Source organism: Sphingopyxis italica, from assembly GCF_011926545.1.
In the GTDB taxonomy this organism is placed as follows: domain Bacteria; phylum Pseudomonadota; class Alphaproteobacteria; order Sphingomonadales; family Sphingomonadaceae; genus Sphingopyxis; species Sphingopyxis italica.
Genome location: NZ_JAATIT010000004.1, coordinates 150370 through 175089, shown reverse-complemented (window position 1 = coordinate 175089; position 24720 = coordinate 150370). Strand labels below are relative to the sequence as shown.

33 protein-coding genes are annotated in these 24720 nt (G+C 65.2%); 10 read left to right on the top strand and 23 right to left on the bottom strand.

Features of this window, described 5'->3' with window-relative positions; translation table 11 throughout:
• Window position 1 precedes the first annotated feature (1 nt).
• The 5 genes from trbJ to trbB are packed head-to-tail and all read right to left on the bottom strand — an operon-like array spanning window position 2 to window position 4686.
• Window positions 2-718 carry a P-type conjugative transfer protein TrbJ gene (gene trbJ, locus GGR90_RS15275; RefSeq protein ID WP_167922263.1) on the bottom strand — a complete coding sequence of 239 codons (717 nt, stop codon included), beginning with the start codon at window positions 716-718 and terminating at the stop codon, window positions 2-4.
• Window positions 715-3156 carry a conjugal transfer protein TrbE gene (gene trbE, locus GGR90_RS15270; protein ID WP_167922262.1) on the bottom strand — a complete coding sequence of 814 codons (2442 nt, stop codon included), beginning with the start codon at window positions 3154-3156 and terminating at the stop codon, window positions 715-717. The genes trbJ and trbE overlap by 4 nt, the downstream gene beginning before the upstream one ends.
• The gene (locus GGR90_RS15265) at window positions 3153-3422 is read right to left on the bottom strand and encodes a VirB3 family type IV secretion system protein (protein ID WP_037553365.1); all 270 of its coding nucleotides are present in this window, start codon (window positions 3420-3422) and stop codon (window positions 3153-3155) included. Before GGR90_RS15265 ends, trbE begins: the two co-directional genes overlap by 4 nt.
• Complete coding sequence (locus tag GGR90_RS15260; RefSeq protein WP_167922261.1) at window positions 3422-3754, bottom strand: TrbC/VirB2 family type IV secretion system protein; 333 nt, start codon at window positions 3752-3754, stop codon at window positions 3422-3424. The genes GGR90_RS15265 and GGR90_RS15260 overlap by 1 nt, the downstream gene beginning before the upstream one ends.
• A 2-nt stretch (window positions 3755-3756) precedes the next feature.
• The gene (gene trbB / locus GGR90_RS15255) at window positions 3757-4686 is read right to left on the bottom strand and encodes a P-type conjugative transfer ATPase TrbB (protein ID WP_381448615.1); all 930 of its coding nucleotides are present in this window, start codon (window positions 4684-4686) and stop codon (window positions 3757-3759) included.
• A gap of 268 nt (window positions 4687-4954) precedes the next feature.
• Between trbB and GGR90_RS15250 the strand changes: the two genes are divergently transcribed.
• From GGR90_RS15250 to GGR90_RS15235, 4 genes are read left to right on the top strand one after another with little or no spacing between them, the layout of a single operon-like run.
• Window positions 4955-5473 (top strand): LuxR C-terminal-related transcriptional regulator, encoded by a 519-nt coding sequence (locus GGR90_RS15250; RefSeq protein ID WP_167922259.1) that lies wholly within the window; start codon window positions 4955-4957, stop codon window positions 5471-5473.
• 57 nt (window positions 5474-5530) lie between these two features.
• Window positions 5531-5860, top strand: a complete 330-nt coding sequence (locus tag GGR90_RS15245) for a hypothetical protein (RefSeq protein ID WP_245198718.1) — start codon at window positions 5531-5533, stop codon at window positions 5858-5860.
• A gap of 41 nt (window positions 5861-5901) precedes the next feature.
• Window positions 5902-6375: a hypothetical protein gene (locus GGR90_RS15240; RefSeq protein ID WP_167922258.1), complete on the top strand. Its 474-nt coding sequence runs from the start codon at window positions 5902-5904 to the stop codon at window positions 6373-6375.
• Between the two features lie 41 nt (window positions 6376-6416).
• Window positions 6417-7313: a JAB domain-containing protein gene (locus tag GGR90_RS15235; RefSeq protein ID WP_167922257.1), complete on the top strand. Its 897-nt coding sequence runs from the start codon at window positions 6417-6419 to the stop codon at window positions 7311-7313.
• Between the two features lie 7 nt (window positions 7314-7320).
• Here GGR90_RS15235 and GGR90_RS15230 read toward each other — a convergent pair whose 3' ends face one another.
• Window positions 7321-7551 carry a hypothetical protein gene (locus GGR90_RS15230; RefSeq protein ID WP_037553358.1) on the bottom strand — a complete coding sequence of 77 codons (231 nt, stop codon included), beginning with the start codon at window positions 7549-7551 and terminating at the stop codon, window positions 7321-7323.
• Between the two features lie 183 nt (window positions 7552-7734).
• Here GGR90_RS15230 and GGR90_RS15225 point away from each other — a divergent pair, with 183 nt between their 5' ends.
• The 4 genes from GGR90_RS15225 (at window position 7735) to GGR90_RS15210 (ending at window position 9932) form a co-directional block, all read left to right on the top strand.
• Window positions 7735-8151, top strand: a complete 417-nt coding sequence (locus tag GGR90_RS15225; RefSeq protein ID WP_209023797.1) for a PaaI family thioesterase — start codon at window positions 7735-7737, stop codon at window positions 8149-8151.
• On the top strand, window positions 8088-8867 hold the full coding sequence (locus GGR90_RS15220) for a hypothetical protein (RefSeq protein ID WP_167922255.1): 780 nt from the start codon (window positions 8088-8090) through the stop codon (window positions 8865-8867). Before GGR90_RS15225 ends, GGR90_RS15220 begins: the two co-directional genes overlap by 64 nt.
• 2 nt (window positions 8868-8869) lie before the next feature.
• Window positions 8870-9499, top strand: a complete 630-nt coding sequence (locus GGR90_RS15215; RefSeq protein ID WP_167922254.1) for a hypothetical protein — start codon at window positions 8870-8872, stop codon at window positions 9497-9499.
• 196 nt (window positions 9500-9695) lie between these two features.
• A complete protein-coding gene (locus GGR90_RS15210; protein ID WP_167922253.1) occupies window positions 9696-9932 on the top strand; it encodes a hypothetical protein in 237 nt (78 codons plus the stop codon).
• A 12-nt stretch (window positions 9933-9944) separates the two neighbouring features.
• Here GGR90_RS15210 and GGR90_RS15205 read toward each other — a convergent pair whose 3' ends face one another.
• From GGR90_RS15205 to GGR90_RS15150, 13 genes are all read right to left on the bottom strand, one after another.
• The gene (locus GGR90_RS15205; RefSeq protein ID WP_167922252.1) at window positions 9945-10364 is read right to left on the bottom strand and encodes a CopG family transcriptional regulator; all 420 of its coding nucleotides are present in this window, start codon (window positions 10362-10364) and stop codon (window positions 9945-9947) included.
• Window positions 10361-12331: a conjugal transfer protein TraG gene (locus tag GGR90_RS15200; protein ID WP_167922251.1), complete on the bottom strand. Its 1971-nt coding sequence runs from the start codon at window positions 12329-12331 to the stop codon at window positions 10361-10363. Before GGR90_RS15200 ends, GGR90_RS15205 begins: the two co-directional genes overlap by 4 nt.
• A 13-nt stretch (window positions 12332-12344) precedes the next feature.
• On the bottom strand, window positions 12345-14090 hold the full coding sequence (locus tag GGR90_RS15195; protein WP_167922250.1) for a DUF3363 domain-containing protein: 1746 nt from the start codon (window positions 14088-14090) through the stop codon (window positions 12345-12347).
• A 223-nt stretch (window positions 14091-14313) separates the two neighbouring features.
• A complete protein-coding gene (locus GGR90_RS15190) occupies window positions 14314-15027 on the bottom strand; it encodes a lytic transglycosylase domain-containing protein (RefSeq protein WP_167922567.1) in 714 nt (237 codons plus the stop codon).
• 5 nt (window positions 15028-15032) lie between these two features.
• A complete protein-coding gene (locus GGR90_RS15185) occupies window positions 15033-15365 on the bottom strand; it encodes a DUF736 domain-containing protein (protein ID WP_167922249.1) in 333 nt (110 codons plus the stop codon).
• Window positions 15362-15952: a S26 family signal peptidase gene (locus GGR90_RS15180; protein WP_167922248.1), complete on the bottom strand. Its 591-nt coding sequence runs from the start codon at window positions 15950-15952 to the stop codon at window positions 15362-15364. The genes GGR90_RS15185 and GGR90_RS15180 overlap by 4 nt, the downstream gene beginning before the upstream one ends.
• Window positions 15949-16470: a DUF2840 domain-containing protein gene (locus GGR90_RS15175; protein WP_167922247.1), complete on the bottom strand. Its 522-nt coding sequence runs from the start codon at window positions 16468-16470 to the stop codon at window positions 15949-15951. The genes GGR90_RS15180 and GGR90_RS15175 overlap by 4 nt, the downstream gene beginning before the upstream one ends.
• Complete coding sequence (locus tag GGR90_RS15170) at window positions 16470-16712, bottom strand: helix-turn-helix transcriptional regulator (protein ID WP_037553423.1); 243 nt, start codon at window positions 16710-16712, stop codon at window positions 16470-16472. The genes GGR90_RS15175 and GGR90_RS15170 overlap by 1 nt, the downstream gene beginning before the upstream one ends.
• 128 nt (window positions 16713-16840) lie before the next feature.
• On the bottom strand, window positions 16841-17245 hold the full coding sequence (locus GGR90_RS15165) for a DUF2285 domain-containing protein (protein ID WP_342449959.1): 405 nt from the start codon (window positions 17243-17245) through the stop codon (window positions 16841-16843).
• A gap of 169 nt (window positions 17246-17414) precedes the next feature.
• Window positions 17415-17624, bottom strand: a complete 210-nt coding sequence (locus GGR90_RS19530; RefSeq protein WP_082396360.1) for a transcriptional regulator domain-containing protein — start codon at window positions 17622-17624, stop codon at window positions 17415-17417.
• A 183-nt stretch (window positions 17625-17807) separates the two neighbouring features.
• Window positions 17808-18119: a DUF736 domain-containing protein gene (locus tag GGR90_RS15160; RefSeq protein WP_167922246.1), complete on the bottom strand. Its 312-nt coding sequence runs from the start codon at window positions 18117-18119 to the stop codon at window positions 17808-17810.
• Window positions 18120-18382: 263 nt separating this feature from the next.
• On the bottom strand, window positions 18383-18871 hold the full coding sequence (locus GGR90_RS15155; protein ID WP_167922245.1) for a hypothetical protein: 489 nt from the start codon (window positions 18869-18871) through the stop codon (window positions 18383-18385).
• Between the two features lie 123 nt (window positions 18872-18994).
• A complete protein-coding gene (locus tag GGR90_RS15150; RefSeq protein WP_162928261.1) occupies window positions 18995-19159 on the bottom strand; it encodes a hypothetical protein in 165 nt (54 codons plus the stop codon).
• A 282-nt stretch (window positions 19160-19441) separates the two neighbouring features.
• Here GGR90_RS15150 and GGR90_RS15145 point away from each other — a divergent pair, with 282 nt between their 5' ends.
• Window positions 19442-20356 carry a hypothetical protein gene (locus GGR90_RS15145; RefSeq protein WP_167922244.1) on the top strand — a complete coding sequence of 305 codons (915 nt, stop codon included), beginning with the start codon at window positions 19442-19444 and terminating at the stop codon, window positions 20354-20356.
• Window positions 20357-20413: 57 nt separating this feature from the next.
• Window positions 20414-21544, top strand: coding sequence for a hypothetical protein (locus GGR90_RS15140; RefSeq protein WP_167922243.1), 1131 nt, complete (start codon window positions 20414-20416; stop codon window positions 21542-21544).
• Window positions 21545-21552: 8 nt separating this feature from the next.
• Here the strand turns inward: GGR90_RS15140 and GGR90_RS15135 are convergent, their stop codons facing one another.
• The 4 genes from GGR90_RS15135 to GGR90_RS15120 form a co-directional block, all read right to left on the bottom strand.
• Window positions 21553-21873 carry a DUF736 domain-containing protein gene (locus GGR90_RS15135; protein WP_037553339.1) on the bottom strand — a complete coding sequence of 107 codons (321 nt, stop codon included), beginning with the start codon at window positions 21871-21873 and terminating at the stop codon, window positions 21553-21555.
• A 338-nt stretch (window positions 21874-22211) separates the two neighbouring features.
• Window positions 22212-23195, bottom strand: a complete 984-nt coding sequence (locus GGR90_RS15130; protein WP_167922242.1) for an NAD(P)/FAD-dependent oxidoreductase — start codon at window positions 23193-23195, stop codon at window positions 22212-22214.
• Window positions 23196-23205: 10 nt separating this feature from the next.
• Window positions 23206-23931: an MBL fold metallo-hydrolase gene (locus tag GGR90_RS15125; RefSeq protein WP_167922241.1), complete on the bottom strand. Its 726-nt coding sequence runs from the start codon at window positions 23929-23931 to the stop codon at window positions 23206-23208.
• A gap of 117 nt (window positions 23932-24048) precedes the next feature.
• Complete coding sequence (locus tag GGR90_RS15120) at window positions 24049-24684, bottom strand: peroxiredoxin (protein WP_167922240.1); 636 nt, start codon at window positions 24682-24684, stop codon at window positions 24049-24051.
• Window positions 24685-24720: the final 36 nt, after the last annotated feature.

Below are 24720 nucleotides of genomic sequence, written 5' to 3'. Positions count from 1 at the left end.
CTCAATTGCCCTTGCGGAAGCGGCGGAAGCGTTCGCGGCCTTCGGCCTCGGCGGCCGCGGCGCGCGCGGCATCGAGCATCTCGGCGCGGCCCTGCGCACTCATGACGGCGGCGAGATCGGCGATCTGCTGCGACTGGATGGCGAGCAGCTGGTTACCCGCCTGCGCGGCCTGCAGCGCGCCGGTTGCCGACTGGCTGGCGCCGACGATCGTCGAGATCGACGTCCGCGTCCTGCCCATATTCGTGACGATGCCGGCCTGCACCTTCATCGCATCCTCGAAGGCGCCGACGCTGTCCTTCCAGCGCGCCTCGGCATTGGCGACCATCTCGGCCGCCGAGCCCGTCAGCGCTCCGCCCTTGTAGCGTGCCTCAAACCCCTTCTGGATGTCCGACACGTTGAACGCGATGCCCTCGGCCTGCGCGAGGAGCTGGCGCGTCTGGTCGACCTGCGCCTCGAGCGTGCCCAGCGTCGATGTCGGCAGGCTGTTGAGGTTCTTCGCCTCGTTCATCAGCGAGGTCGCCTGGTTCTGCAGCTGCTTGATCTGGTTGTTGATCTGCTCGAGCGTGCGCGCCGCGGTCAGGATATTCTGCGAATAGTTGCGCGGATCGTGGACGATGCCGCCGAGCTGGGCGCTCGCCGGGACGGCCAGCATCGCGCCCGACACGGGCAGCAACACAAGTGCCGCGGCAGCGACGGCGCGGACGATATTCTTCTTCATCGGGGGGACTCCTCATTGGGGGCGGCAATGGTGGGGAGCAGCTCGGCCGCCCATTCGAGCTTGCGGTGGGAAAGCCAGGCGGCCGCGAATCCGTCGGGACCATGCGCTGCGAAGAGTTCGGCGATGCGCGTCTGGTCGGTCTTCGAGGATGCCGCGGTAAAGGCGAGCGCGACCTCGCCCAGCCCCAAGTCGAAGAGACGATTGCCGCGCCGCGACTGGCAATAATAGTCGCGCTTAGGCGTCGCCCGGCTCAATATCTCGATCTGCCGGTCGTTGAGGCCGAAGCGCTCGTAGATGCGGGCAATCTGCGGCTCGAGCGCGCGCTCGTTCGGCAGGAATATGCGGGTCGGACAGCTTTCGATGATCGCGGGTGCGATGCTAGAGGATTCGATGTCGGCAAGGCTCTGCGTCGCGAAGACCACGCTCGCATTCTTCTTGCGGAGCGTCTTAAGCCATTCGCGGAGCTGCGCCGCGAAGGCCGGGCTGTCGAGCACGAGCCAGCCTTCGTCGATGATGATGAGCGTCGGCGAGCCGTCGAGCCGTCCTGCGATCCGGTGAAACAGATAGGACAGGACGGGTCCCGCCGACGCGGCGCCGACAAGTCCCTCGGTCTCGAAGGCCTGCACGCGCGCGGCCCCGATGCGCTCTTCGTCGGCATCGAGCAGCCGTCCCCAGGGTCCGCCGACCAAATAGGGCGCGAGCGCCTGCTTGAGGTCGCGCGACTGGAGGAGCACCGCGAGCCCCGTTAGCGTGCGTTCGGCGACAGGCGCCGTCGCCAGCGAGGTCAGCGCCGACCAGAGATGCTCCTTCGCCGCGGGGTCGATCGTCATTCCTTCGCCCGTGAACAGCGCGGCGAGCCATTCGGCCGCCCAGCTCCGCTCGGACGTCTCGTCGATCCGGGCGAGCGGCTGCAGCGCCACGCCGCCCTCCCCATCGTGGAGCGCCCCACCAAGATCTTGCCAGTCCCCGCCCATCGCGAGGGCGGCGGCGCGGATCGAGCCGCCGAAATCGAACGCGAAGATTTGCGAGCCCGGATAGCGGCGAAACTGCATGGCCATCGTCGCGAGCAGGACCGACTTGCCCGCCCCCGTCGGACCGACGACGAGGCAATGGCCCACGTCGCCGACATGGAGCGAAAGGCGGAACGGGGTCGAGCCTTCGGTCTTGCCGTACAGCAAGGGGGCGTCTCCGAAATGCTCGTCCCGTTCCGCCCCCGCCCACACGGCAGACAGGGGGATCATGTGGGCAAGGTTGAGGGTGGAGATCGGCGGTTGGCGAACATTGGCGTAGGCGTGGCCGGGCAAACTCCCGAGCCAGGCCTCGATCGCGTTCATGCCCTCGATCGTGCAGGTGAAGTCGCGCCCCTGGATGACTTTCTCGACCAGCCGCAGCTTCTCCGCGGCGAGGGCCGCGTCGCTGTCCCACAAGGTGACGGTCGCGGTCACATAGGCGACGCCGGCATGATCGGCGCCGAGCTCCTGCAAGGCCATGTCGGCATCGGCGGCCTTGTTCGAGGCGTCGCTGTCGACGAGCGCCGATTGCTCGTTGGTCATCACCTCCTTCAGGATCGCCGCGATCGACTTGCGCTTGGCGAACCACTGCCGCCGGATTTTCGTCAGCAGCTTGGTCGCGTCGGTCTTGTCGAGCATGATCGCGCGGGTCGACCAGCGATAGGCGAAGGCCAGCCGGTTGAGATCGTCGAGCAGGCCGGGCCAGGTGGCGGTCGGAAATCCCGTGATCGTCAGTGTCCGCAGATGCTGCTCGCCGAGCCGCGGCTCAAGCCCGCCGATGAGCGGCTGGTCCGTCAGCAGCGCGTCGAGATAGATGGGCGTCTCGGGGACCCGGACACGCTGCCGCTTCGTCGATACGGTTGAATGGAGATAGGTCAGCGTCTCGCCGTCATCGAGCCATTCGGCTTCGGGCATGAAGCCTTCGACGAGATGAAGGATACGGTTCGACCGGTCGATGAAGCTCGCGAGATGCTCCTTCGGATCGACCCCCGAGCGCTCCATCCCTTCATAAAGCCAGCCCTCCGCCCGCGAGGCATCCTCGGCCGGCGGCATCCACAGGAGGGTCAGATAATAGCGGCTCTCGAAATGCGCCCCTTCCTCCCGGAATTGCTCGCGGCGCTCCATGTCGACCAGAGCGGATGCCGGATCGGGGAATGAGGATGCGGGATAATCGCGCGACGGCAGCCGCTGCGCCTCCACGAACAAGGCCCAGCCCGAGCCGAGGCGCCGGATCGCATTGTTGAGCCGGGCGGTGACCGCGACGAGTTCGGCGGGGGTGGCGCTGTCGAGATCGGGACCGCGGAAGGACGCGGTTCGCTGGAAGGAGCCATCCTTGTTCAGCACGGCGCCCTCGGCGACCAGCGCGACCCAGGGAAGATAATCGGCAAGGCAGGCCGACTTCGAGCGATATTCGGCGAGGTTCATCATGGCCGCATCCAGACAGGATATTTGAGGTGACGTTTGGCGACGTCGACGAATTGCGGGTCGCGGCGCGCCGCCCAGACCGAGAGCGCATGGCCGACGATCCAGAGGACGAGGCCAGCGATCCAGAGGCGGAGGCCAAGGCCGATCCCGGCTGCGAGCGTGCCATTGGCGATCGCGAGGGCGCGCGGTGCGCCGCCGAGCAGGATCGGCTCGGCGAGCGCGCGGTGCACGGGCGCGAAGAAACCGGTGACTTCGGCCGGGGCATCCATCAGACGACGGCTCCGCCGCCGAAGGAAAAGAAGGTCAGGAAGAAGCTCGACGCCGCGAAGGCGATCGACAGCCCGAACACGATCTGGACCATGCGGCGAAAACCGCCCGACGTGTCGCCGAACGAGATGGTCAGCCCGGTGATGATGATGATGATCAGCGAGATCACCTTCGCGACCGGCCCCTCGACGCTTTCGAGGATCGATTGCAGCGGTGCTTCCCACGGCATCGACGAGCCACCGGCCCGAGCTTGGAAGGCGGTAACGAGGCCGACATAGAGAGCGGTCGAGGCGAGCAGGAAGCGCGGTGCCTCCCGCCGGGCGGCGTGGGTCATGGTCAGTCTCCTTCGGGGGTAAAGAGGGGGGTGATGCGATAGTCGCCGGTCGACGCATCGAGACCGTCGACGCGGGCGAGTTCGGCAAGGCGCCGCCCGGCGCCGTCGCGCACGAGAACGGCAACGAGATCGATCGTCTCCGCGAGAAGAGCGCGCGGGACCGTGATCACGGCTTCCTGGATGAGCTGCTCCATGCGGCGGAGCGCGCCGATCGCGCTGCCCGCGTGAATCGTGCCGATGCCGCCGGGATGTCCGGTGCCCCAGGCCTTCAGAAGGTCGAGCGCCTCGGCACCGCGGACCTCGCCGATCGGGATGCGGTCCGGCCGAAGCCGAAGCGAGGAACGGACGAGATCGGACAGCGACGCGACCCCATCCTTGGTGCGCATCGCGACGAGGTTCGGAGCCGCGCATTGGAGCTCGCGGGTGTCTTCGATCAGGACGACGCGCTCGCTGGTCTTGGCGACCTCGGCGAGCAGGGCATTGGTGAGCGTGGTCTTGCCCGTCCCGGTTCCGCCGGCGACGAGGATGTTGAGGCGGTCGGCGACCCCGGAGCGTAGCGCCTCGGCCGCCGGTGCGGACATGATGCCGGCTGCGACATAATCGCCGAGCGAGAAGACGGCGACCGCGGGCTTGCGGATCGCGAAGGTCGGCGCCGCGACCACGGGCGGCAACAGGCCCTCGAAGCGCTCGCCGCTTTCGGGAAGTTCGGCCGACACGCGCGGCGACCCGGCATGGACCTCGGCGCCGACATGATGCGCCACGAGCCGGATGATGCGCTCGCCATCGGTGGCCGCGAGAAGGATGCCGCTATCGGCGATCCCTGCGCCGAGGCGATCGACCCAGAGCCGACCGTCGGGATTGAGCATGATTTCGATGACCGCGGGGTCGGCAAGCCACTCGGCAATCGCGCCGCCAAGCGCTGTCCGCAGCATGCGGGCACCACGTCCCTGTGCCTCGAAACGGACCGCTTCTGCGCCCATGATAGTCCCCGTTGGATGGTCCGGGCAAGGACGCCCGGCTCGACGGGGACGAGTAAGAGACGCAGAGATTCACTATCTTCAACAGAGATTTGCGCGCGTCGTACTGTGGGTAAGAAAGACAGGGAATGGCGTAGGCCGCGATGCGATCAGTTCCGATTCGGAAGCGATTAAATGAAGGTCGGCGGGTTGTGCCGAGCGCGATTTTGACAACAGTGTCAGGATGAGTGATTCGGGGTCGCAGCATTCGGACGAGTTCTTGAGGTGGACGCGCTTGACAGAAAAGCAGCGGGCCTGTCTCGATTTGCTGCTGGAACGAAAAACCTCGAAACAGATCGCCCGCGACCTCGACATATCGAAGCAGGCGGTGGATTTGCGGCTCACCACCGCACGCGACACGCTGGGCGCGGCCAACCGCGACGAGACCGCGATCATCTACGCGCGGCTCCGCCAGACCTATGATCGGATACCATGTGATCCAATCATACTACCGGCAGTTCCCGAACTGGTGCCATCAAACTTCCCAGACGGAAGCCCGCCAAACCTGATGGACTTGCACGACAGCGTCGCTGCCGTTGGAAGTTCAACGGCCACGGGTTCGCCGTTCAGGGATTTGTTTCGACACGATTTTGGTTCGGCAACGCGAATTGGCATCATGCTGGCCGTCGTGGTCATTCTGCTTCTGGTTCCGCTTGGCGGCCTAGGAATTGCACACCTGCTTACCGAGCTCGTGTCGCGCTGATCCCTTCATCGTTCAACCGCAACGTGAGGAGCCGCGCGCTCCGGCGAAGGAGAGGATATGCTTCAGAATTTGGATTCTATGACCGCCCGCTTGGAGCGTGAGGTACCCAATGCAGAGATGCGGGTCGACGACGCGCTGATCGCAGTATCATCGCTCTTCACCAGCGTTGTTACTGCGAGGCGAGAAACGGGCGTGCCCACGAAAACCGGCCAAGGCACGATTCTTCGTCTGGCAAAGGCGCAGATGTCGCTGGTCGAGGTGAGCGGCGACATCCTCCGTGCCCACGGCGAACTTGCCGATATCGGAAAAGAGACTGCTGGCTACGATTTACGGGAATGCCCGGCCGCCGCAGGCCTCCGCGGCGACCATCTTTCGGCCGTAGCCTGAGGTGAATTGACCGGGAGCAGTCGGCATGGGAAGGTCGGAAGATGCGAATAGCCATCTTCGCCGCCTTTTTGCTGGTTGCTCTCGGTTATGCCGCGTGGCGGGGTGGCGCTCCCGAGCGAACGATGGTCGGGATTGCGGTGACGATCGTGATCTGGGACCGAATCCTCGTGACATTTGGCACCGTAGTCTATCACTCGGTCGATGTTGGATATCTTGCTCTCGATATTTTCGGAGCTTCTTCGACCTTCATCCTCGCGATGGTCGCGCACCGCTTTTGGCCGATGATTGCGGCACCGCTTCACAGTTTGCCGCTACTGGCGCACTTCAGCCGCGCGGTGGACGTTCAGATGGACCCGGTGGCCTATCTCACGATGCAGGTGGCCACTTCCTGGGTGCTTCCCCCTCTCCTCATCGCCGCAACCTGGCGGCATCAAAAGCGGCTCATGAAGAACGGCAGCGATCCAGCCTGGCGAAGCTCATCGAAGTTATCGCGCCCGAGGACAGCGACCTCCTAGCGAAGCGGCTTCTAGAAGCGTTCCAGTCGGTCAGTCGCATTTTGGCGCAATCGCCCGAGGCACTGACCAAGGTGCTCGGATCTCAATCCAGCGTCGTCTCGCTTCTTCTCCAGGCCCGGGCGGTCGCCATCGAGAGTCTTGCAGGGGACATGCGAGGCATCGCTATAGATCCGTTCGACCGGCGGCTGCGCCAATATTTGATCATGTCGATGGGATCGCTGCCAGACGAGCGTCTCAGGATATTGTTCCTAGATGGCGCACGGCACCTGATTGCCGATGAGGTCGTTCAAAGCGGCTCGCTGGCACAGCTTTCCATCTTTCCGAGAACGATCTTTCGACGCGCCTTAGAGTTGAATGCAGCGGGCCTCATCCTTGTCCACAATCACCCGAGTGGAAACCATAATCCGAGTACCGAGGACATCGAGGCGACGCAGAAGCTTCAGATTATCGGCCGATCGCTTAACGTCGAGATCATCGACCACATCGTCGTGACCTCAACCCACTGCCATCACGTCGTGAGAGATGACACCCTTGCCGGAAGGCCCGTTCCGTCAGCCTCCTTCACATTGCGAAGTCCGGGAGGTCCCGCGCGCATCGACCATGGGGACATTGCGCTCGCCAATGCAAGGGCCGCAATGCGCAGGCGCCTCCTCCGCCAGCAGCTGATCGGGGCACCCGAACTCTTCGGCGATCCCGCTTGGGAGATGCTGATCGATCTCTTTGTTCACGAGTGCGAACGCAAGCGCCTCTCCATCAGCGCGCTGTGCGTCACATCCTCGATCCCGATGAGCAGCGCGTTGAGGCTGGCGCAGCGCCTCTGCGATGCCGGGATTACGCGCCGCGTGCCCGATCCGATCGACGGGCGCCGGACTTTCATCCGGCTCGATCCAGTCATTGCCCACCGGATGCGCGCCTATTTCGAAGCTGGCGCCGAATGAGGATGGGTCAATGCTCGCGCGCGCCGCCAGCATGTTCGGCGGCAGCGCGCACCATCTGTGCCCAACTGCCGACATAGGCGGCACGGTTCCGGTACTGCTCACCGGACTCGGCGGTCATCAGGGCAACGCCGCCAAGAGTTTCGGCAAATTCGGTGGTGGTACAGACGCCCTTTCGTTCCAGCAGGCCGCCGATCGCCGCCAGGACTGTTCCAACCGCGAACAAAGCGTCTTCGTCCATTATTCTCTCCCAATGTGATGGAGCACCGGGGATGCCAGCATTCGCACCCGGAGAAAAGCGAGCATGACCAGACAGATTGGTCCGGGATGGAATGCTGATTGCGACAGGTCTGGAGTTTGGCGGAGAGGCCCGTCACTATGCTGCCGAATGCCTGCACTAGCCAGGCAGCATCGGGAGATGGACATGAGCATATTCGACGGCTTCGCACGCCCGCCCTGCGCAGAAACACTTGGCTGGGAGCTTATCGAGGCCGACGAAGCCACCGGCACCATACGCGTGAGAATGGAAGGGAAGCCCGCCTTCTGTAATCCCGGAGGCAATATCCAGGGCGGCTTCGTCGCTGCGATGCTCGACGATACGCTGGGACCGACGGTTCTCGTGAAATCAGGGGGCGCCTATTATTGCGCAACCATCTCGCTCAACATCAGCTATCTCGCTCCCGCGCGGCCGGGCAGCTTCACCGGTGTCGGCCGGATCGTCCAATTGGGGAAGACGGTCGCCTTTCTCGAGGGCGAGCTTTTCGACGCAGAGGGTCGATGCGTGGCGCGCGCGACCGCCTCGGCACGGGTGGTGTCGACGAGCGGCCTAGATCGCAGCTGATGCCCGAACGCCTTTTCGATGTCGCGCCCGATGGGAAGCTGTTCTTCGGCCCCGGCGTTTTGCGCCGTTCGCCGTTCGCGGCTGATGTAGCCTATATCATAGCGCTCTGGGCCCACATCGATGGCGATCTCGCGAGCATCCTCAGCCGCATGCTGAAAGCCGATATCGCGGTGGGCACGGCCATGTATCTTTCGCTCGTCAATTCGGGAGGCCAGAGGTCGGCGCTCAACGCCGCGGCCAAGGAAGCGCTGCCGGAATGGCAGCAATTGCTCCTGCAGACCATCGGGTCGGTGGCCGAGACCTCGCGAACCGAGCGTAACCAGTTTGCGCACCGCGTCTGGGGTCATAGCTCCGAACTGCCGGATGCAATCCTGCTCACCCATCCGAAGACGATCGTGAACCATAATGTCAGCCATCGACAAAGATCTGAGATATTGCCCGATGGACGCGGCGTGATCAGGCCCGAACCGATCGATGACAAGGACATACTGGTTTACCGGCAGGGCGACATCGACGCTGCCGTGGCCGGAGCCGAGCATGCACAGGAGCTATACCGGCTCTTCTATGCTGTCGTCTGCGGTTCCGGCGAAGGACCCAAGGCTCAACTCCTTGCGGACCCCATAGTGAGAAAGCGCCTCGACCAAATCGGGAAGAATGCGAGCGAGGAAGCGAAAGCCACTTTAGGGATCAAGGCCAAAGAGAAACGGAAGCACTGACCATGCGATACTGGAACACGGGGGACACGCCCACCAATTCGAACCTTGGCGCGCTCGAAAATCTGGCCCGGCCCTGGGCCGGGATCGACGCCGAGCGCCTTCTCGATGTCATTCGCGGAGTGATCCGGATCGAGAAGATGCTGCCGAAGGCGGTGCAGGCGCATTTCAAGCTGCCGCATCTTTTCGTCGGCGCTGGCCCCTATGATTGGGACGCCGCGCTCCGGGATAAATATCATAGCGAACTCTGCGAGGCACTCAGTGCGGGCCTTGCCAATGTACAGGCCGACCCGACTCTCGCGAAAGATGGTGGGGCCGATCTCAGCGATCGCCCCCTGACACGGGGTGAAGAGCTTGAGTTCGCCTGCAGGGCCTGGAGCCGTAATCGAACGAGTAGCAATCTCGACGATCTGCGCATCGCATGCAGCGTGCAGGGGATGCAGAGCCGCTTCGACAAGCTGGAGCGCTGGCTGGCCCGAAAGCGTCCGGGCTCGTCGCCCCATTCGGTGGCCTATGAGGTCGAATGCGCGCTCGGCGACATCGATCGCTACGCCGATACCTATCACTCCTTCGAAGCGAGCTACCGCTACGCCGAGAGACTACGCGAGCGCGAGCAGCAGGGCGAAGCGGACTGAACGAACTCCGGCTTTCCCGGAAATGCCGGGAGATATCCCCAGACGCACCCCCGACTGTTGATAAAATTGCGATTCACCCTGTTGACAAGCGACTCGCCTGAGGGGCACTCCAGCCCGGAGGGCTTATCCCTCACGGTAACCCGCACGCGCATCTGTAACAGCGCGCCATTTTCGCGATGAATCCGTGAGGTTTGTGATGAACGACAGTCCCCCACTCCCGCCCGCCAGCGGCCGCTCGATGACAGATCGCGAGGCCGAGACCGCACAGTTCATGGCGCTGCTTCAGAATGGCTTCCCAAAATCAGCCGTGTTCCTAGAACTCGCCAGAACGCCGCTCAAATATCTGGCGCTTTCGACACCCCTGATCGCAGCGATATGGTTTGGCGCCCCTGCCGAGGTCATCAGGCTGCTGACAAAACTTGGATGGGGCTGATCAGCCGAGATTTCAGTCAGCGCTGCCGACATCGCGCATCAACTCCGCGGCGAGCTTTGGTCCAGCTTCCATCCTGCGTGACAGGGCATCGACGAACGCCTCCCACCGCCGCTTCCCGCTGGCCTGTGCGGCCGGCAATGCATCATCGGGCAAAGGCGCCGTGCTCGTAAGCCAGTGCCGGACGAACAGGGCCAGCGCTTCGCCCGACATCTCGCCGTGCCATTCGATGCGGTCGAGCTGGCGGCCGATGCGGTCGAGGCGCCGGGTCAACAGCGCCTCGATCCGCTCCTCCTGATCGGGCGAGAGGAAGGAGCGCAGTGCAGCCTCCAGCACTTCGGTCCGGGTGAGGCCGCGTCGGCGGGCAAGGTCTGTCAGGTCGCGCGACAGGCCGGTTTCGATCCGGAAGGTCTGTTTGACATGCGATCGGATCACAGCTGGATCCCGTCGTCAGGATCGAGCGCCGCTGCGCGGGCGCCCCGCGCCATCTGCCGATCGGCCGCGGCGCGGAGCCTCGCCGCATCGGCCTGTGCTCCATCTTCGCTGAAATCGAACTCGCCGTTGACGCTGCGCGGCGGCGGCGGCGCGATATCCTCATGGACGGGAAGTTCGGGTTCCTGCCGAATGCCGCCATTGGCCGCGTCATCGTCCTCCGCCGCCTTCGCTTTCGTCTCTATCGGCTGCTGTACCCGGTCGGCCATCCAGTCGTGGGCGGCGGGAAGACCGCGACCGGGTACGGGCGGCGGAATGACGCGGCCGGCCAAGCGCCGGTCGCTATAGTATCGCGCCTTCTTGGCCCTGATCGGCGCGAGGCCGGCGGCCATCACGATCTCGTCGTCCGGTGGGAGCTGCATCACTTCGCCGGGGGTCAGCAGCGGCCGGGCGGTTTCGGTGCGCGACACCATCAAATGGCCAAGCCAGGGCGAGAGCCGGTGGCCCGCATAATTCTTCATCGCACGCTGTTCGGTTGCCGTACCGAGCGCATCGGAAATCCGTTTGGCGGTTCGCTCGTCGTTCGTCGCGAAACTGACCCGGACGTGGCAATTGTCGAGGATCGCATTGCTTTGGCCATAGGCCTTCTCGATCTGGTTGAGCGACTGGGCGATCAGAAAGGCCTTGATGCCATAGCCCGCCATGAAGGCGAGCGCGCTTTCGAAGAAATCGAGACGTCCGAGCGCGGGAAACTCGTCGAGCATGAACAGCAGCCGTTGCGACCGAGCCTTGGGATTCAGCTCCTCGGTCAGCCGCCGCCCGATCTGGTTGAGGATCAGGCGCATGAGTGGCTTGGTCCGGCTGATATCGCCGGGCGGCACCACGAGGTAGAGCGAGACCGGGCGCTCGCTCCCGATCAGGTCCGCGATGCGCCACTCGGAATGTCCCGTGACCTTGGCGATCACCGGATCGCGATAAAGACCGAGGAAGGACATGGCGGTCGACAGCACGCCCGAACGCTCATTCTCGCTCTTGTTGAGCAGCTCCTGCGCCGCCGCGGCGACGACCGGGTGGACGCGATCTCCCAAATGGCGGGTGGTCTTCATCCGGTGGAGCGTCGCCTCGATCTTGCGCTCGGGGTTCGACAGAAAGGCCGCGACACCGGCGAGGCTCTTTTCCTCCTCCGCGTAGAGAACATGGAGGATCGCGCCGACGAGCAGGGCGTGGCTGGTCTTCTCCCAGTGGTTTCGACGCTCGAGGCTTCCTTCGGGATCGACCAGCACGTCGGCGACATTCTGCACGTCGCGCACTTCCCACGCGCCGCGCCGGACTTCGAGGAGCGGATTATAGGCGGCCGATGCGGGGTTGGTCGGATCGAAGAGCAGCACCCGGCCATGCTTTGCCCGAAAGCCCGCGGTGAGTTGCCAGTTCTCGCCCTTGATGTCATGGACGATGCAGCTCCCCGGCCAAGTCAGCAGGGTCGGCACCACGAGGCCGACGCCCTTTCCGGATCGGGTCGGCGCGAAGCAGAGGACATGCTCGGCGCCATCGTGACGCAGATAGGTTCCGGCTATGCGCCCGAGAATGACGCCATCGGGGCCGAGCATGTTGGCAGCCCGTATCTCACGCTCCTGCGCCCAGCGTGCCGATCCGTAGGTCTCGGCCCGCCGGCGCTCGCGCGCACGCCACACCGACATGCTGATCGCGACGACAACCGACAGCAGCCCGCCCGACGCGGCGATCGCGGCTCCGCGGTAGAAGATCGGCGGCGCATAGGCGTCGAAGGCAAACCACCACCAGAAGAAGGCGGGCGGGGGATAGACGGGATAGTCGCCGATGCGGAACCAGGGGGCACCGAGCGCCGCCTGAAATCCGAGCGCTTCCGCCGTCGATTGGGTCGCGGTCCAGACCGCCGCGAGGACGATCAGCAGCACCGCGAAGATCTGGCCCCATAATATCCTGTCGCTCATCGTTCATCCTTTCTCAGATCGCGATCCCGCGATTACGGCCAAGGCTCCAGTCGATGCCGCCCGCGGTGGCGGTGCCGGTGACTTGCTGCCCGAGGTGCCGGTCGAGCGCCGGGCGCCAGGGCACGAGTTGAAAGCCAAGCCCGTCGTCGATCATCGCGAAGCGCCCCGAGGCGAGCGACACGCGCTCGCGGTAGGTCCCGCTCACCGCGTCGCCGGTGGCCGGCGGGCGATGCGCGAGCCCGGTGCGCGCGGCGATGGTTTCGCAGGCCGCCTCGAGCTCACGCCGCTTCAGCGTTTCGATGAGATCGGGCGCCAGTACGAGCTTGCCGTTCTGACGGCTCGCAAGGCCTTCGCTCGCGAGAAACTCGGCGCGTGCGGCCATGGCGCGGCGAACATCGATGCCGAATCCCGACGTTCCTGCCGTGGGCCTCGCCGCGACCAGCTCGCGGTCGAGCCAGGTTGCGCCGCGCGCGGATATCTGGTCGGCGACCGCAAGGTCCGATCGCAGGGCGAGCGAGAGATGCTCGCCGCCGTCGCGTCCTTCCCAGCGCCGCAGTTCGACGATCGCGCCCGGCTTCGCGTCCCCGGTCCATTGGAGGTCGGAGAATTTGATGTGATGGGTCCGTCCATCGGTCCCGTCGACGATGGCGAAGGCGGAGCCGGCAAGCTCGTCGTCGAGGCCGCGTGCGACCAGCCGCCCGACGAGGCCCGAACGCTCCGCCTCGCCGTGAAGGGCGAGCCTCGATGCGTCGAAGGAGAGCCCTTGCATGCGCATGGCGCGGTGGACGCCCTTGATGATGTCGCCTCGCTCGCCGAGGTCGCGCAATATGGTTTCGGAGCGCGGATCGATCTCGAATATGCCGGGTCCAAGGCGCGTCGCGAGCCCAAGCTCCTCGAGCTTCGCCGCACGTCCGATGAGATGCCGATCGCGGCCGGGCGGCACGTTCGGGTCGGGACGAAGATCGACGATCCCCGTTTCGCCGCTGCGTTCGCGCAGCCGCGCGTCGAGCCCGGTCCAACGCTCGGCGCCCGTCTCCCGCACGAGGCTGGCGTCGATCTCCTGTTCGTTTCGCGGACCGAGTTCAAGAGTGGCGATCTCCGACGCCCGTCCGCGCACGCCTTCCGACATATAGGCGCGGTCGACGACCAGGTCGCTTCCGTCCTCGGCGACGCCGCGCACGAGTATATGGATATGCGGATTGTCGGTGTTCCAGTGATCGACCGCCACCCAGTCGAGCCGGGTCTCGAGATCCTTCTCCATCCGGCCCATGAGATCGCGGGTGAAGGTCCGAAGGTCCTGGAGCTGCTCGGCATCTTCAGGGCTGACGATGAAGCGGAAATGATGGCGATCGTCGGAGCAGCGATCGGCGAAGGCCTCGCGGTCGGCGGCGTCTCCAGACGCATCGAACATCATGGCATCGCGTCCATCGCGGGTGACGCCGTCGCGTTCGAGATAAGCGATATGCCGTGCGAGAGGCGCGGAGCGAAACTGCGCGCCCTTGTGCCGGACGATGCGCGCCATGACCGTCACGCGGCGCTGCGCGGGACCCCGCCGGATCGTCGCAAGCGCGGCACGGCCGCGGCCATGCCGACCGGTCCCGCTGCGACCGCCGCCGCCCCGACGGGAGCGGGTGTAACCCGAGCGGGCGGCTGCCTTGCGCACCTGCGCCGCGAGCCTTTTCCCGCGCCGCGCCGATCCCGAACCAGCATCGCGACCCCTTCCCGGTCGCACCCGAAAATCATGCTCGTCGCCGCTCACGGCGCCGGTGCCATATCGTAAGCGCTTGTTCTGCCTCGGAAATCCAGAGGTCGATATGGCAGCCGGAGGGGGGTGCCATACGCATAAAGCGCTGTAATCCAACCACAATCTGCCAGCGAGCTGGCAGGTCTTTTATCTTGCCATCCCCCCAAACCCCTTCTGAACGCCAAGCAGTGCCTATCCATGGACCCGCGCACTTCAGCAAATATCGCCAGGACGACCATCACCGATTGTCCCCGGAAAGCGGGACGAAGAGGGGCGAGGGAGCAGGCACGGAATGCGACGGCCCTGCAGCCGCGGCGTCGCCGCGCTGCACCGAAGTTGCAGCCGGCGTGTCCGATCGCTGCTCGGTGAAGAGCGACGCGCTGCGCCAGCTCGGCGGTTCGGCCGTCCGCGCCATCGCCGCTGACGGAGCAGCCGGCGCACCGAGCGCGGGCGCGATGGCTGCCACATAGGCGACCGTCTCGGCGGGCAAGCCGCGCCGCCCCGCTGCATAGGCGTCGGCGCGGCCGGGGCCCGCATTGTAAGCAGCCAACATGAGGCGAACGTCGCGATATCGGTCCCACATCGCGCGCAGATAGGCCGCGCCCGCGAGGATGTTGGCGCGCACGTCGAAGGGGTCGGACCCGAGACGATGCTGCGCCGTCAGCATCGCCCACGTTGCGGGCATGATCTGCATCAGCCCCATTGCACCGGCATGCGAGAGCGCCCGCGGCTTGCCGCGGCTCTCGACATGCATCACGCGCCATATCCAGACCTCCGGAACGCCGAAGCGTTGCGATGCCTCCGCCACATGGGCGGCATAGGGGTGGGCCGCGGCCGTCGCCGCTTCCGCCGGCGCCGCGCCCCATGCCCGGTCCGGGGCGGCGCTCGCCGCGCAGAGCAGCAGCAAGGCGAGGCGCACGGCGCGGACGCGCGCCGAGCGAGCCGGATGCATGATGCTCACGCTTGTTCGCGTGGGACGGGACGCGTCCAGAGGAGATGATATTCATCCTCGTTCTGCGTCGAACGGAGCAGATTGGCACGCAGCGAAACCGCGAGCGCCGGGTCGTCGATCTGCAGGGCGATATAGGAGCCGGCGCGTTCGCTGCGCCGTTCCCAGCCTGCGCCGATCTCGACGCCGGTATCGGCTTCAACGAGGAGGACACGCCAGGCCGGTGCATTTTCCGCGTCGTTCGGCTTCGCCGGAACGATCGCGATCATCGCATCGAGCAGCAGCGTCCGGATCTGTCCGGCATAGCCGTCGCCGGCGGATTGAAAGCTTCCGATAATCATGAGGACATATCCTTTCCTTCGGGGGTGAATGCGGAGCGATCGGCGTCACGGCGCCAGCGCAGCGGCGCGCCGGGCGCATCGCGGACGAGCAGCGGGTGCGCGACGCCGACGACGCCGGTGTCGGGGAGCGGTCCAAAATATCGGCCGTCGAGACTGTCGGGCGCGGGGTTGAGGAGGAACAGTTCGCCGGCACGCAGGCGATGGCAGCCGAGCCAGCGCGGCAGCGGCCGCCCGAGGCGGTCGGCGTCCCGCGCGCGTGCTGCCGGCGCGCCGTCGATCGTCACGAAGGTGCCGCTGCGGCAGACGAGCGCGCCTTCACCGGCGGCGACATGCTTCAGGAGCGGCACGCCGCGCGGCACATAGCCGCGCACGGCGAGACGCGCCGCGACCGCCTCGGGCGGGTGGAAGAGGATGAGGTCGCCAACCGCGGGCTCGGCGCCGACATCGACGCGGTAGAAGCCGATCGGAACGCTCGGGCTCGCATTCCAGATGAGGCGCGGTTGCGGCGCGAGCGCTGTCGCCGCGACGAACAGCGCCGCGAAGAGCGTAGCGCTCGCCGCGGTCGCGCGGAACCAGCGGCGGTTCATGGCGCGATCGCCTTGCGCTGGAGCCATGCCCGGTGCCGCTCCGGACCATAGGGCCGGAACGGCAGTCCGGCGGCGATATGGCTGCCGATGTGGCGCCAATGATCGGGGGCCGTCTCGCACGGGTCGAGCCCGTCGGCCTCGATCGCATCGATCGCCGAGAGCACCTGCTGGACCCTCGGCCAACCGTCGACGCGGAGCAGGATGTCGCCTCCGGGGCGCACATAGGGATGCGTCGCGAAGGGGGCGCGCGGCGCGGGCGCCGCGATGACCGAGATGCTCGAGAAGATGGTGCCGAAGTCGTTCGCGCCCCAACGGACGAAGCCGAAGACGGCCTCGGGCCGGAAGGAGACGATGCGGGTCCGGCGGCTGACGATGCGCTCGGCGGCGACGCGGCCGAAGCGCAGCCAATGCTCGAGCCGCTGCTCGATCCAGGTCAGCTCGAGGTCGGTGAGACCGCTCGCGGTCGCCTCGACCGGCTGCACGCCGGGAGCGTGCGGGATGCTGTGGGCGGGGCGCATCAGCGGCGGACCGGGCGCGCGGGATGGACGACGCCCTTGCCGGGATCGGACGTCGACTTCTTGCGGCCGATCTCGGCCCAGGCGTCGAGATCAGCGATCGCGTAGACGATCCGCCCGCCGAGTTTGCGGTATTCGGGACCCGTTCCGAAGCAGCGATGTTTTTCGAGCGTCCGGCTCGACAGCCCGAGGTGCAGCGCAGCGTCGGGCGTCTTGAGGTAGCGCGGCGAAATGGGGGTATGCATGTCGCTCAAAAGGGGCCTCCGTTCGCAGCGCCGGGTCCCGTGGCGGGCTCCGGCGGAGAGGCGGCGACATTCGGAAATCGGGATGCGGTTTAGGAACGGACAAAGTGACGACGCGCGGAATGTCCCGATCAGGCGGCGCCGAGCAGCTCCTGATAGCCGCCGTCGCGCATCGCGACCGCGGCGCGGTGCCAGCGCGCGATGCGACGGCGCTCGCTCGATCCGTCCCAGTCTGCGGCCGAGAAATCCTGGGCATCGTCAAGGATGAGGGCGGCGGCGATGTCGCGCGCCGAACGCCCCTCGGCGGAGGCGTCGAGGAGCCGCAGCCACTGGATGAGACGCCAGCGCTCGGATGGTCCGGGGGCGCCTCCCCGCAGGAAGCGATGCGTCGTGACGCCCGCCGAGAAGCCGCGCTGTACGGCGAGGCTCACGGCCATCCGCAGCTCGCTGTGCGGATCGGCCGGATTTACATAGGCGAGCCGTTCATCGGCGAGGAAGCGGCGAAGCCAGAGGCGGAAGCGCCGTCCGTCGGCCACGAACACGAGATGCCACTCGCCCGGCAGGATGATCTCGGAGGCGATATCCGCGGAGGCGATGAGCTCGGCGAGCCGCGGCGCGGCAAAGCCGTCGGGCGCCGGTTCGGCGATGGCGACATGCGCGCAGGCCTCGGGCTGCCAGAGCGCGGGGGATTCGGTGACGGATCGGTCAGGGTCCAGGGCGAAAGACCAACCCCCATCGTCGCGCGAGCCCAGCGAGGCGCGCGGTGCGCCGCCGCGTCGGCGCCAACGCGGCCGAACGATAGGCGCGGCGATAGGCCGGGCTTCGGCGCAGGAACTCCTGCGCGAAATCGGCGCGATCATATGTTTCGAATATTCTCGGAAAATATGGCGATTGCCAATCGACGACCTGATCCATTCGCACCTCCGGCTGATCTTCAGGAATGAAAGCAAAGCCTATCAGCAGCTTGCCCGCATCGGCTGGAACATGGTTAGCGGCATGCAAAGGATCATCGTAACGCATTGCGGCGGAGAATCCCCGCGCGAAAAGCCTCAAAATGAGAGTATCGCCGCCCGGCTTGTGGCCGGGCGGCGTGCTCGATCAATCCCGCCGCTGGGGACGGGTCCAGACGAGGTCATAGTCGCCGTCGCTTCCTTCGAAGAGCTGCGCGAAGAAGGGCGCGGTGAAGCTCGGGTCGTCGAACTTGGTCGAGAGATAGGTGCGGTCGTCCTGGCTGGTCTTCTCCCAGGCCGCACCCACCTCGACGTCGCCGACATAGATGCGGTGGGTCGGAGCGCTGGGTTTGGGATTGTCCTCGGGGACGATGCGAACCGCGTCCACCGAGAGGGCGAGGCACGCGATTGCGCCCTTATATTCGCCCTTCGCTTTCTTGAAGGTTCCGATCTTGGCCATGTTGAAGTCCTTTCCTTGCTTTCGAGCCGCAGGATCGCGGTCTCGATGCGCATCGGTGGCCGGAAAGGAGGCCGCGCCGCAGCCGCAGGCCCGGAGCGCATGCGGAGGACGGCAGCGCAGCGATTTTCTTGGTCCGCGAGGAACGGCGGCACGCCGGGGGAAGAAAATCGGGGAGCGCCGTTGCGGCCAGCGGGCTCAGCGCAGCGGCTTGCCGGCAGATCGCGCAGGGAAGAGACCGTGTTCCTGCGGCGGGAGCGAGGGACTCAGAGGCGGTCGGAAGCGGGCGAAGCGGAGGCCGGGATCGCGGGCGCTCGATCGTCGCATTCCCGGTCGCCGACGCCAATTGCATCCACCGAAGACCCATCAAGTCCCCGGACCGCCGCCACGGCGGCGACGACGGCAGCGAGCACAGGCAGGATCGTTACCAGCATGCCCTCCGTAACGAAGAGCCTCACGATCCCCGTCATGCCATAATAGCCTGCGACCCCCGCCGGGAGAAGGAAGAGCATTGCGATACAGGCTCGCAGCAATGTCGATCCACCGTGGGCATAGAGGTGCCGTCCAGCGAGATGGAGCAGGAGCCCCGCCAGAAATGCCATCGCAAGGGCAGCGCCAATGCCATAACCGCGGCCCTGAAGTTCGAAGGCGATAGCAATGCCGGCGCCAAGCGGCAGCGCGAGGGCCGCCAGTCGGAACAGAAGCCAGATGAGATAGAGGCCTGCGGCAGCGCCGAGGATAAGCATGAAAGTCACGAGCGTCCTCCTTGGGGACGCGCTCTCCACCACCACCACAGCGCGGTCTGCACCGTCAATCTAGCAGACGGCCACCCGCGACGGAACCGGAACTGGAACCATCGCGGGGCAAATTTTGCGGGCTCAGCGGTTGAACGGGTCATATTCGCACACGATGTGTTCGGGGTCGCCGTCGAACTCTTCGATGGGCATCACCGCATAGCCTTTTGTCGTTTCGATAAGGACGATGATCGTCATCATCGTGCGGGCGAGGCTCCAGCCGAGCGATTGAGCGGTGGAAAGCGGCATGGGTTTGGCTCCTGTCCTTTCGGAGCGGGACCGTTCCGCTCGACAGTCGCCCCGCCGGCCGGGGGCGGGCCGCAATCACCGCAGCAAGGCTGCGGCCGCACGCGGAGCGTAGCGGACCCTTCACGGGTTGATTGAAGGAGGCCCGGCTCCGCGCCCAGGGACCAGCGGCTATCGAGAGCGGGTACGGTTTCGCGGGGGGAGAGGCCCTCATGCCTTCCTCCCGGACCATAATCTGCGTGCGCCGTCGTCCCGGCGTGCGCGAAGAACAGGGAGAATGACGCAATGGCGGGTCAGCGCAGTGAGTTCGGATATTATCCGCGGCCGCTCGATTTGACGGTCGGACCGGTGTCGATTGCGACGCGCGATGGGCTCGAAGAGCGGGTGAAGGACGTCGAGAAGGACGAATGGCGCGAGGGTAAGTGGATTTATGCGCCGCTACAGCCTGTCACTCATCTCGGCGGTGGGACCAGCATCCGTCCCTATCCCGCGCGCGTTTTCGGCCTGCCGAAAACGCACGACATCCTCCATGCCACCGCGCCGGATCTTGATCCGGTCAACTTCCATGTTTGGAGTCTGTCCTTCTTCAACGGGATGCGGTTCACGATCACTGAGGCCGGATTTCTCGATTCGACACCGATCGAACCTGGCACGCTCGTCGATTTCGTCCTGCTGGGCGGTAGCCTCGAGAAATCTATCGAGCTTGCCGAGGCGTTCTGGACCGCCAATCAGGCCTCGCCCGAACGCGCACGAATCTGGGTCGCGGCGGTCCATGCCCTCTTCATGAGCCAAAATCCGCAGCATCTTCAGTTCGAACGCTTCCTGTTTCTGTACACAGCGCTCGATGCCTGCTTTGCCCTCGCGAAGTCTCTGAACCCGCCAAGGGGGCGCCTGTCGCATTCAGAGCGAATCGCGTGGATGTGCGATTGGCTCGGGGTGGGGGTTCCGACATGGGCTGATCCCGCGGCAGCGGGAGGGGTGGAGGTCGCGGCGATGCGGAACCCGATGATCCACGAAGGTCTCTATATGGGCGAGCCGCTCGGCTTCGCTCTGCACGGCGTCGGCCAAAGCGGGAACCTCACGCTCGAGATGTGCGGTTTGGTGTCGCGTCTGCTCGTCGCCCTCCTCGGCGCACGGAACAATCGCTACATAAGCTCATCCACAGGCACGCGCCAAAGACAGGGACTCGATCTTGGCTGAACGCAGACTGCAGAATTTCGCGATCCGCCCGCGCTCGGTGATGCAGGGAGGACAGCCGTGACGGAGCCGCAGAGCCTCGCAGGGAGCGACGACAAGGCGGCGGCTCCGGCGGCCAAACCAGCGGCGCGCGCGGTCCCCGAACGCCCGCATCCATCGATCTTCCACTATCCCATCGACATGTGCGACGTCAGCGACAAGGCCTCGCTCGAAGCGTTTCGCGAGAAGCTCCAGCAATGGTCCGAGTTATTCGAGCGCGATCCCGACGCATCGCTCGCCGGGCAGTTCGCCGACATGATGTGGTTCGACATAGCCTGGCGCACGGCGAACGAGGCGCGGCAGTTCGCTGAAGACGACGGCACCCGCGGCTCGACCGCGCCGCTGATCGCGATGATGCTCGACCGCGGCTATCTTGCTGGACAGGTCATCGCCATCACCCGCCTGCTCGAAAAGGCGCCGGCAAGCCAGCCGAAGAAGGCCGTGATCTCACTCCCGCGGATCGTCGACGAGATGCGCGCGGCGCGCGAACTCATCACGCGCGAGAATTTCGTGTGCCGCGATGCGCTGCCCTATGATTATGAGGCTTTGCAGGCGGCGGAGCTGGAACGGCTTGCCGCCGAAATGGCAGCCAATCCGGGCAAGGCGCGCCGCGTGAGCCTCAGCCTGTCGGGACCCGAAGGGTTCGACCAGGCGCGGATGGAACATGAGCTGTTCGACCAATTATCCGGTGTCGCCCCCGAAAATCGCGCGCGCGGCGACCTGATTGGCGAGGCCTTTTTCGACCGACTGGACGAGCTGCTCGCGAGGCCGCCGCTTCCCGAGATCAAGGCGCTGCGCAACAAGAGCATCGCGCATGCTGCCGACGCTTTTTCGCGCGCCCAGACGAAGGGGCTCCGGTCAGGCCTCACCATTCACGATCTCGACCGCGCGCATTATCTGCTGTTCGCGGTGTTCCAGACGCTGTCGGTTGTGCTGTTCGGCCTTTGGCGGGCATCGCCGGTTCCAGTCCCGCAGCACAATATGTTTGAGCATCTCACCGAGCCCTATCTCGCCGAGAAGAGGCTCGAGGCGATGCGCGGCTTTTGGGACAGGCATATCGGCGAGCGGGAAGGCTGGATGCAAGACGCCTTCCGCGAGGTCGTGCCCGACAAGACAGCGGCGAAAACGGCCCCGCCCGAAGGCGGGGCCTGATCGATCCGTCAGCTCGGCGGATTCCAGATAAGCACTTTCTTCATCGGGTCGTCGCCGGGCGCGTTCGCGATATTCGCGTAAATGGTGCCGAATTCGGGGGCCGAGAGGGTGACCGAGACATATTCGGTGCCGTTCGATTGCGACGTGCGGGTCCAGCCGGCGCCGACCTCGTAACCATTCTTGCGCGCGATCACGCGGAAGTCGGGCTCGTTGTCCTTCACCTTGCGGCCGTTCGGGACGATCGCGATCGGCGCGGTGACGAGAAGGGTCGTCAGCGTGCCTTCGAAGCTGCCGTCGGCCTTGACGGTGAGATTTGCGATGGTGGCCATGTCGTGTCTCCTTGGGTTGCTCGGGAACCATCCCCGATGGCGCCAACCGAAGGGCCCGCGAGCCGCCGTCACCGAGCGGTACGCGAGGGCGAACCCCCGCAGGGGGTTGACGGCACGAGGCGAGCCGAGGCCCGCAGTCAGGCAGCCAAGGAGGGGGTGGTCCTGCAACCGGAGCGCACCCGCCAGCGCCCAAGACGTCAGGCCGTGAAAAGAAGCGAGGGCTTGGGCGAACCCGATTCACGCGCAAACAGCGTTCCCTCGCCGCAATGGGGACGTGCCTCCGCGTCGATCTGACCGGCAGCCGATGGGTCATCGCGGGGATACGCCTCCGCCCGAACTCAGCGCCGGGCGTCCATCACATGACCGTCGGTCTCGCGTAACCAATTGTGCAGGCGCGTCGCCGCCATGGCGCCATGTCCGATCGCGACGCTGATCTGGTCAAGCCCCTCGATCACGTCGCCTGCGGCATATACGCCGGGTGTCAGACCGTCGAGATAGGCGGACGTCGGAAGACAACCGTTCCGGTCTGTCACCGGCCCGAGCATCGCGGCCAGTTCGCTACGCGGTGTCGAGCCGAATGCGGGATAGATCACATCGAACCGGCGCGCACTCGTTTCGCCGGAAAGGCTCACGAAAACCGCCTCTCCCCTCGCTTCGAGCCGAGTTAATTGTCCTTCGAGAATCTTCACGTCGCTGTCTGCGAGTTCCGCTCGCTGGGCATCGGAGAGATCGACATAGGCCTTGGGGATCAGGGTTACATCGCTCGTATATTGGCGCAGGAACATAGCCTCCGCTGCCCCATGTTTGTCCGAACCCAGTACCGCGACTTTCTCTCGTCGATGTTCATATCCATCGCAAATCGGGCAATAGCGAAGAGTGCCAGCCTGCACTGCGGAATCATGATCGCCTGCGTCGAGCCTTGCACGCGCCGTGTCGACCCCGGTGGCGAGAATGACCCCGCGCGCCTCGACGAGTTCGCCCGACGTCAGCCGGGCTGCGAAGCCGCCTCGTTCGCCCAATTCGGCCAGGCCGACGACGCGCCCTTCCTCGATCTCCGCACCGTAAAGTTCGGCATGCTCGCTCATCTTCGCGACAAGGTCCCGCCCGACGATGCCGTCGGGAAAGCCCGGGACGTTGCGTGAGCGCGGGACCCAGAGCAACCGGGAGCGTCCGTCATGGATAACCCGGACAGTCCGTCTGTACCGGGCGAGATAGAGCGCCGCGGTGAGGCCTGCCGGGCCAGCGCCAATTATCAGTGCATCAAGCATCGCAGCTCCGTTTCGCGGTGAAAGTGAAAATGTCGCGCCAGCTCGGCGCTTCAAGATAGCCGGCTCATATATGCGGGACTTCGCCGTCCCCTGGCTCCGCGCCGCAATGCCGGTTGGCCGGCACCGCGATATCGATGAGTTTCGGGTAGGGGAGGTCAAGGTTATCCATGATCTCGACGAATTCCTGCAGCGTTCGCCCGCCACCCAGTCTCGGGTTTCGCTCGCGCTCCTGCGCTACGGTACTCAGGTGCCGGTGTTCATAATCATGTGCAGGGCAGACGATCGTTTCGTCGGGCAGAGAGAAGATTTTCTCATGGATCGACCGGTATAAGGTGACGGCGCTGCCGCCCTGGAAGTCGGTCCGGCCACAGCCGTCAATCAGGAGTGCATCGCCAGTGAAAATATGAGGCGCACCCGGGATGTCGACAAGATAGGCGTGATGCGCATCGGTGTGGCCAGGCGTAAACCGCGGCTGAAGCCTTACCCCGCCGACGTCGAGCGGCGAGATTTCGCTAACCGCAACGTCCGCGCAGGCGAGGCCGTCCATCTCCGGGTAGGCGACCTTGCACCCTGTTAGGCTACGCAGGCGGGCCGCCGACGTGATATGGTCCGCGTGAATGTGGGTCTCGAGCGTATATTGGAGCGTCAGGTCCAGCTCCCTGAGGGCGGCAAGGTCGCGATCGATGGTCTCACGGACAGGGTCGATCAGCACGGCCCGCCCTGTATCGCGGCAGCCGATAAGATATGTGTAGGTGGAGGATTCGGGCTCGAACAATTGCTTGAAGATCATGACCTCCCATTCCCTTTCTTGCGCCCATCACGTCCTCGTTCCGATGGATCGCACCGGCTGGCGTAACCGCGGCCGGTGCGATCAGCGGATTTTCAAGCGTTCGATGCTCGCCAGACGTCAGTCTTTCGGCTGTGCCGTCACGCGCAAATAGGGCTTCACCGTCCGCCAGCCATCGGGAAACTTTGCGCGCGCCTGCTCGTCATCGAGGGACGGAACAATGATGACGTCCTCGCCTTGCCGCCAGTTCACCGGCGTCGCGACGCTGTGCTTGGCGGTCAATTGCAGCGAATCGATAACACGCAGAATCTCTTCGAAATTTCGTCCGGTGCTCGCCGGGTAGGTGATGGTGAGCTTGATCTTCTTGTCTGGCCCGACCACGAATACCGAGCGGACCGTGAATGTGTCGTCGGCTTGCGGGTGGATCATTCCATAGAGGCCGGAAATATGCCGGTCGGCGTCTGCGATCAGCGGAAAATTCAGCGCGTGGCCCTGTGTCTCCGCGATGTCGCCCGCCCAGGCGTGATGATCGTCGAGTGGATCGACGCTGAGGCCGATGACCTTGACATTACGTTTGTCGAATTCCGGCTTGAGGCGAGCGACTTCGCCCAGTTCCGTGGTGCAAACGGGCGTAAAATCCTTGGGATGCGAGAACAGAACCCCCCATCCGTCTCCGAGCCATTGATGGAAGCTGATATGACCTTCCGTTGTTTCGGCCTCAAAGTCCGGTGCGAGGTCGCCAAGCTGCAATGTCATGTCGGATTCTCCTGCGACGGCGCCGGTGATCCGGCG

Bases quoted from the DNA above. Each gene is read 5' to 3' on its own strand.
- trbJ (WP_167922263.1), bottom strand. From the start codon at position 718: ATGAAGAAGAATATCGTCCGCGCCGTCGCTGCCGCGGCACTTGTGTTG.
- trbE (WP_167922262.1), bottom strand. From the start codon at position 3,156: ATGATGAACCTCGCCGAATATCGCTCGAAGTCGGCCTGCCTTGCCGAT.
- GGR90_RS15265 (WP_037553365.1), bottom strand. From the start codon at position 3,422: ATGGATGCCCCGGCCGAAGTCACCGGTTTCTTCGCGCCCGTGCACCGC.
- GGR90_RS15260 (WP_167922261.1), bottom strand. From the start codon at position 3,754: ATGACCCACGCCGCCCGGCGGGAGGCACCGCGCTTCCTGCTCGCCTCG.
- trbB (WP_381448615.1), bottom strand. From the start codon at position 4,686: ATGCTGCGGACAGCGCTTGGCGGCGCGATTGCCGAGTGGCTTGCCGAC.
- GGR90_RS15250 (WP_167922259.1), top strand. From the start codon at position 4,955: ATGAGTGATTCGGGGTCGCAGCATTCGGACGAGTTCTTGAGGTGGACG.
- GGR90_RS15245 (WP_245198718.1), top strand. From the start codon at position 5,531: ATGCTTCAGAATTTGGATTCTATGACCGCCCGCTTGGAGCGTGAGGTA.
- GGR90_RS15240 (WP_167922258.1), top strand. From the start codon at position 5,902: ATGCGAATAGCCATCTTCGCCGCCTTTTTGCTGGTTGCTCTCGGTTAT.
- GGR90_RS15230 (WP_037553358.1), bottom strand. From the start codon at position 7,551: ATGGACGAAGACGCTTTGTTCGCGGTTGGAACAGTCCTGGCGGCGATC.
- GGR90_RS15225 (WP_209023797.1), top strand. From the start codon at position 7,735: ATGAGCATATTCGACGGCTTCGCACGCCCGCCCTGCGCAGAAACACTT.
- GGR90_RS15220 (WP_167922255.1), top strand. From the start codon at position 8,088: ATGCGTGGCGCGCGCGACCGCCTCGGCACGGGTGGTGTCGACGAGCGG.
- GGR90_RS15215 (WP_167922254.1), top strand. From the start codon at position 8,870: ATGCGATACTGGAACACGGGGGACACGCCCACCAATTCGAACCTTGGC.
- GGR90_RS15210 (WP_167922253.1), top strand. From the start codon at position 9,696: ATGAACGACAGTCCCCCACTCCCGCCCGCCAGCGGCCGCTCGATGACA.
- GGR90_RS15200 (WP_167922251.1), bottom strand. From the start codon at position 12,331: ATGAGCGACAGGATATTATGGGGCCAGATCTTCGCGGTGCTGCTGATC.
- GGR90_RS15190 (WP_167922567.1), bottom strand. From the start codon at position 15,027: ATGCATCCGGCTCGCTCGGCGCGCGTCCGCGCCGTGCGCCTCGCCTTG.
- GGR90_RS15185 (WP_167922249.1), bottom strand. From the start codon at position 15,365: ATGATTATCGGAAGCTTTCAATCCGCCGGCGACGGCTATGCCGGACAG.
- GGR90_RS15180 (WP_167922248.1), bottom strand. From the start codon at position 15,952: ATGAACCGCCGCTGGTTCCGCGCGACCGCGGCGAGCGCTACGCTCTTC.
- GGR90_RS15175 (WP_167922247.1), bottom strand. From the start codon at position 16,470: ATGCGCCCCGCCCACAGCATCCCGCACGCTCCCGGCGTGCAGCCGGTC.
- GGR90_RS15170 (WP_037553423.1), bottom strand. From the start codon at position 16,712: ATGCATACCCCCATTTCGCCGCGCTACCTCAAGACGCCCGACGCTGCG.
- GGR90_RS19530 (WP_082396360.1), bottom strand. From the start codon at position 17,624: ATGGATCAGGTCGTCGATTGGCAATCGCCATATTTTCCGAGAATATTC.
- GGR90_RS15160 (WP_167922246.1), bottom strand. From the start codon at position 18,119: ATGGCCAAGATCGGAACCTTCAAGAAAGCGAAGGGCGAATATAAGGGC.
- GGR90_RS15150 (WP_162928261.1), bottom strand. From the start codon at position 19,159: ATGCCGCTTTCCACCGCTCAATCGCTCGGCTGGAGCCTCGCCCGCACG.
- GGR90_RS15145 (WP_167922244.1), top strand. From the start codon at position 19,442: ATGGCGGGTCAGCGCAGTGAGTTCGGATATTATCCGCGGCCGCTCGAT.
- GGR90_RS15135 (WP_037553339.1), bottom strand. From the start codon at position 21,873: ATGGCCACCATCGCAAATCTCACCGTCAAGGCCGACGGCAGCTTCGAA.
- GGR90_RS15125 (WP_167922241.1), bottom strand. From the start codon at position 23,931: ATGATCTTCAAGCAATTGTTCGAGCCCGAATCCTCCACCTACACATAT.
- GGR90_RS15120 (WP_167922240.1), bottom strand. From the start codon at position 24,684: ATGACATTGCAGCTTGGCGACCTCGCACCGGACTTTGAGGCCGAAACA.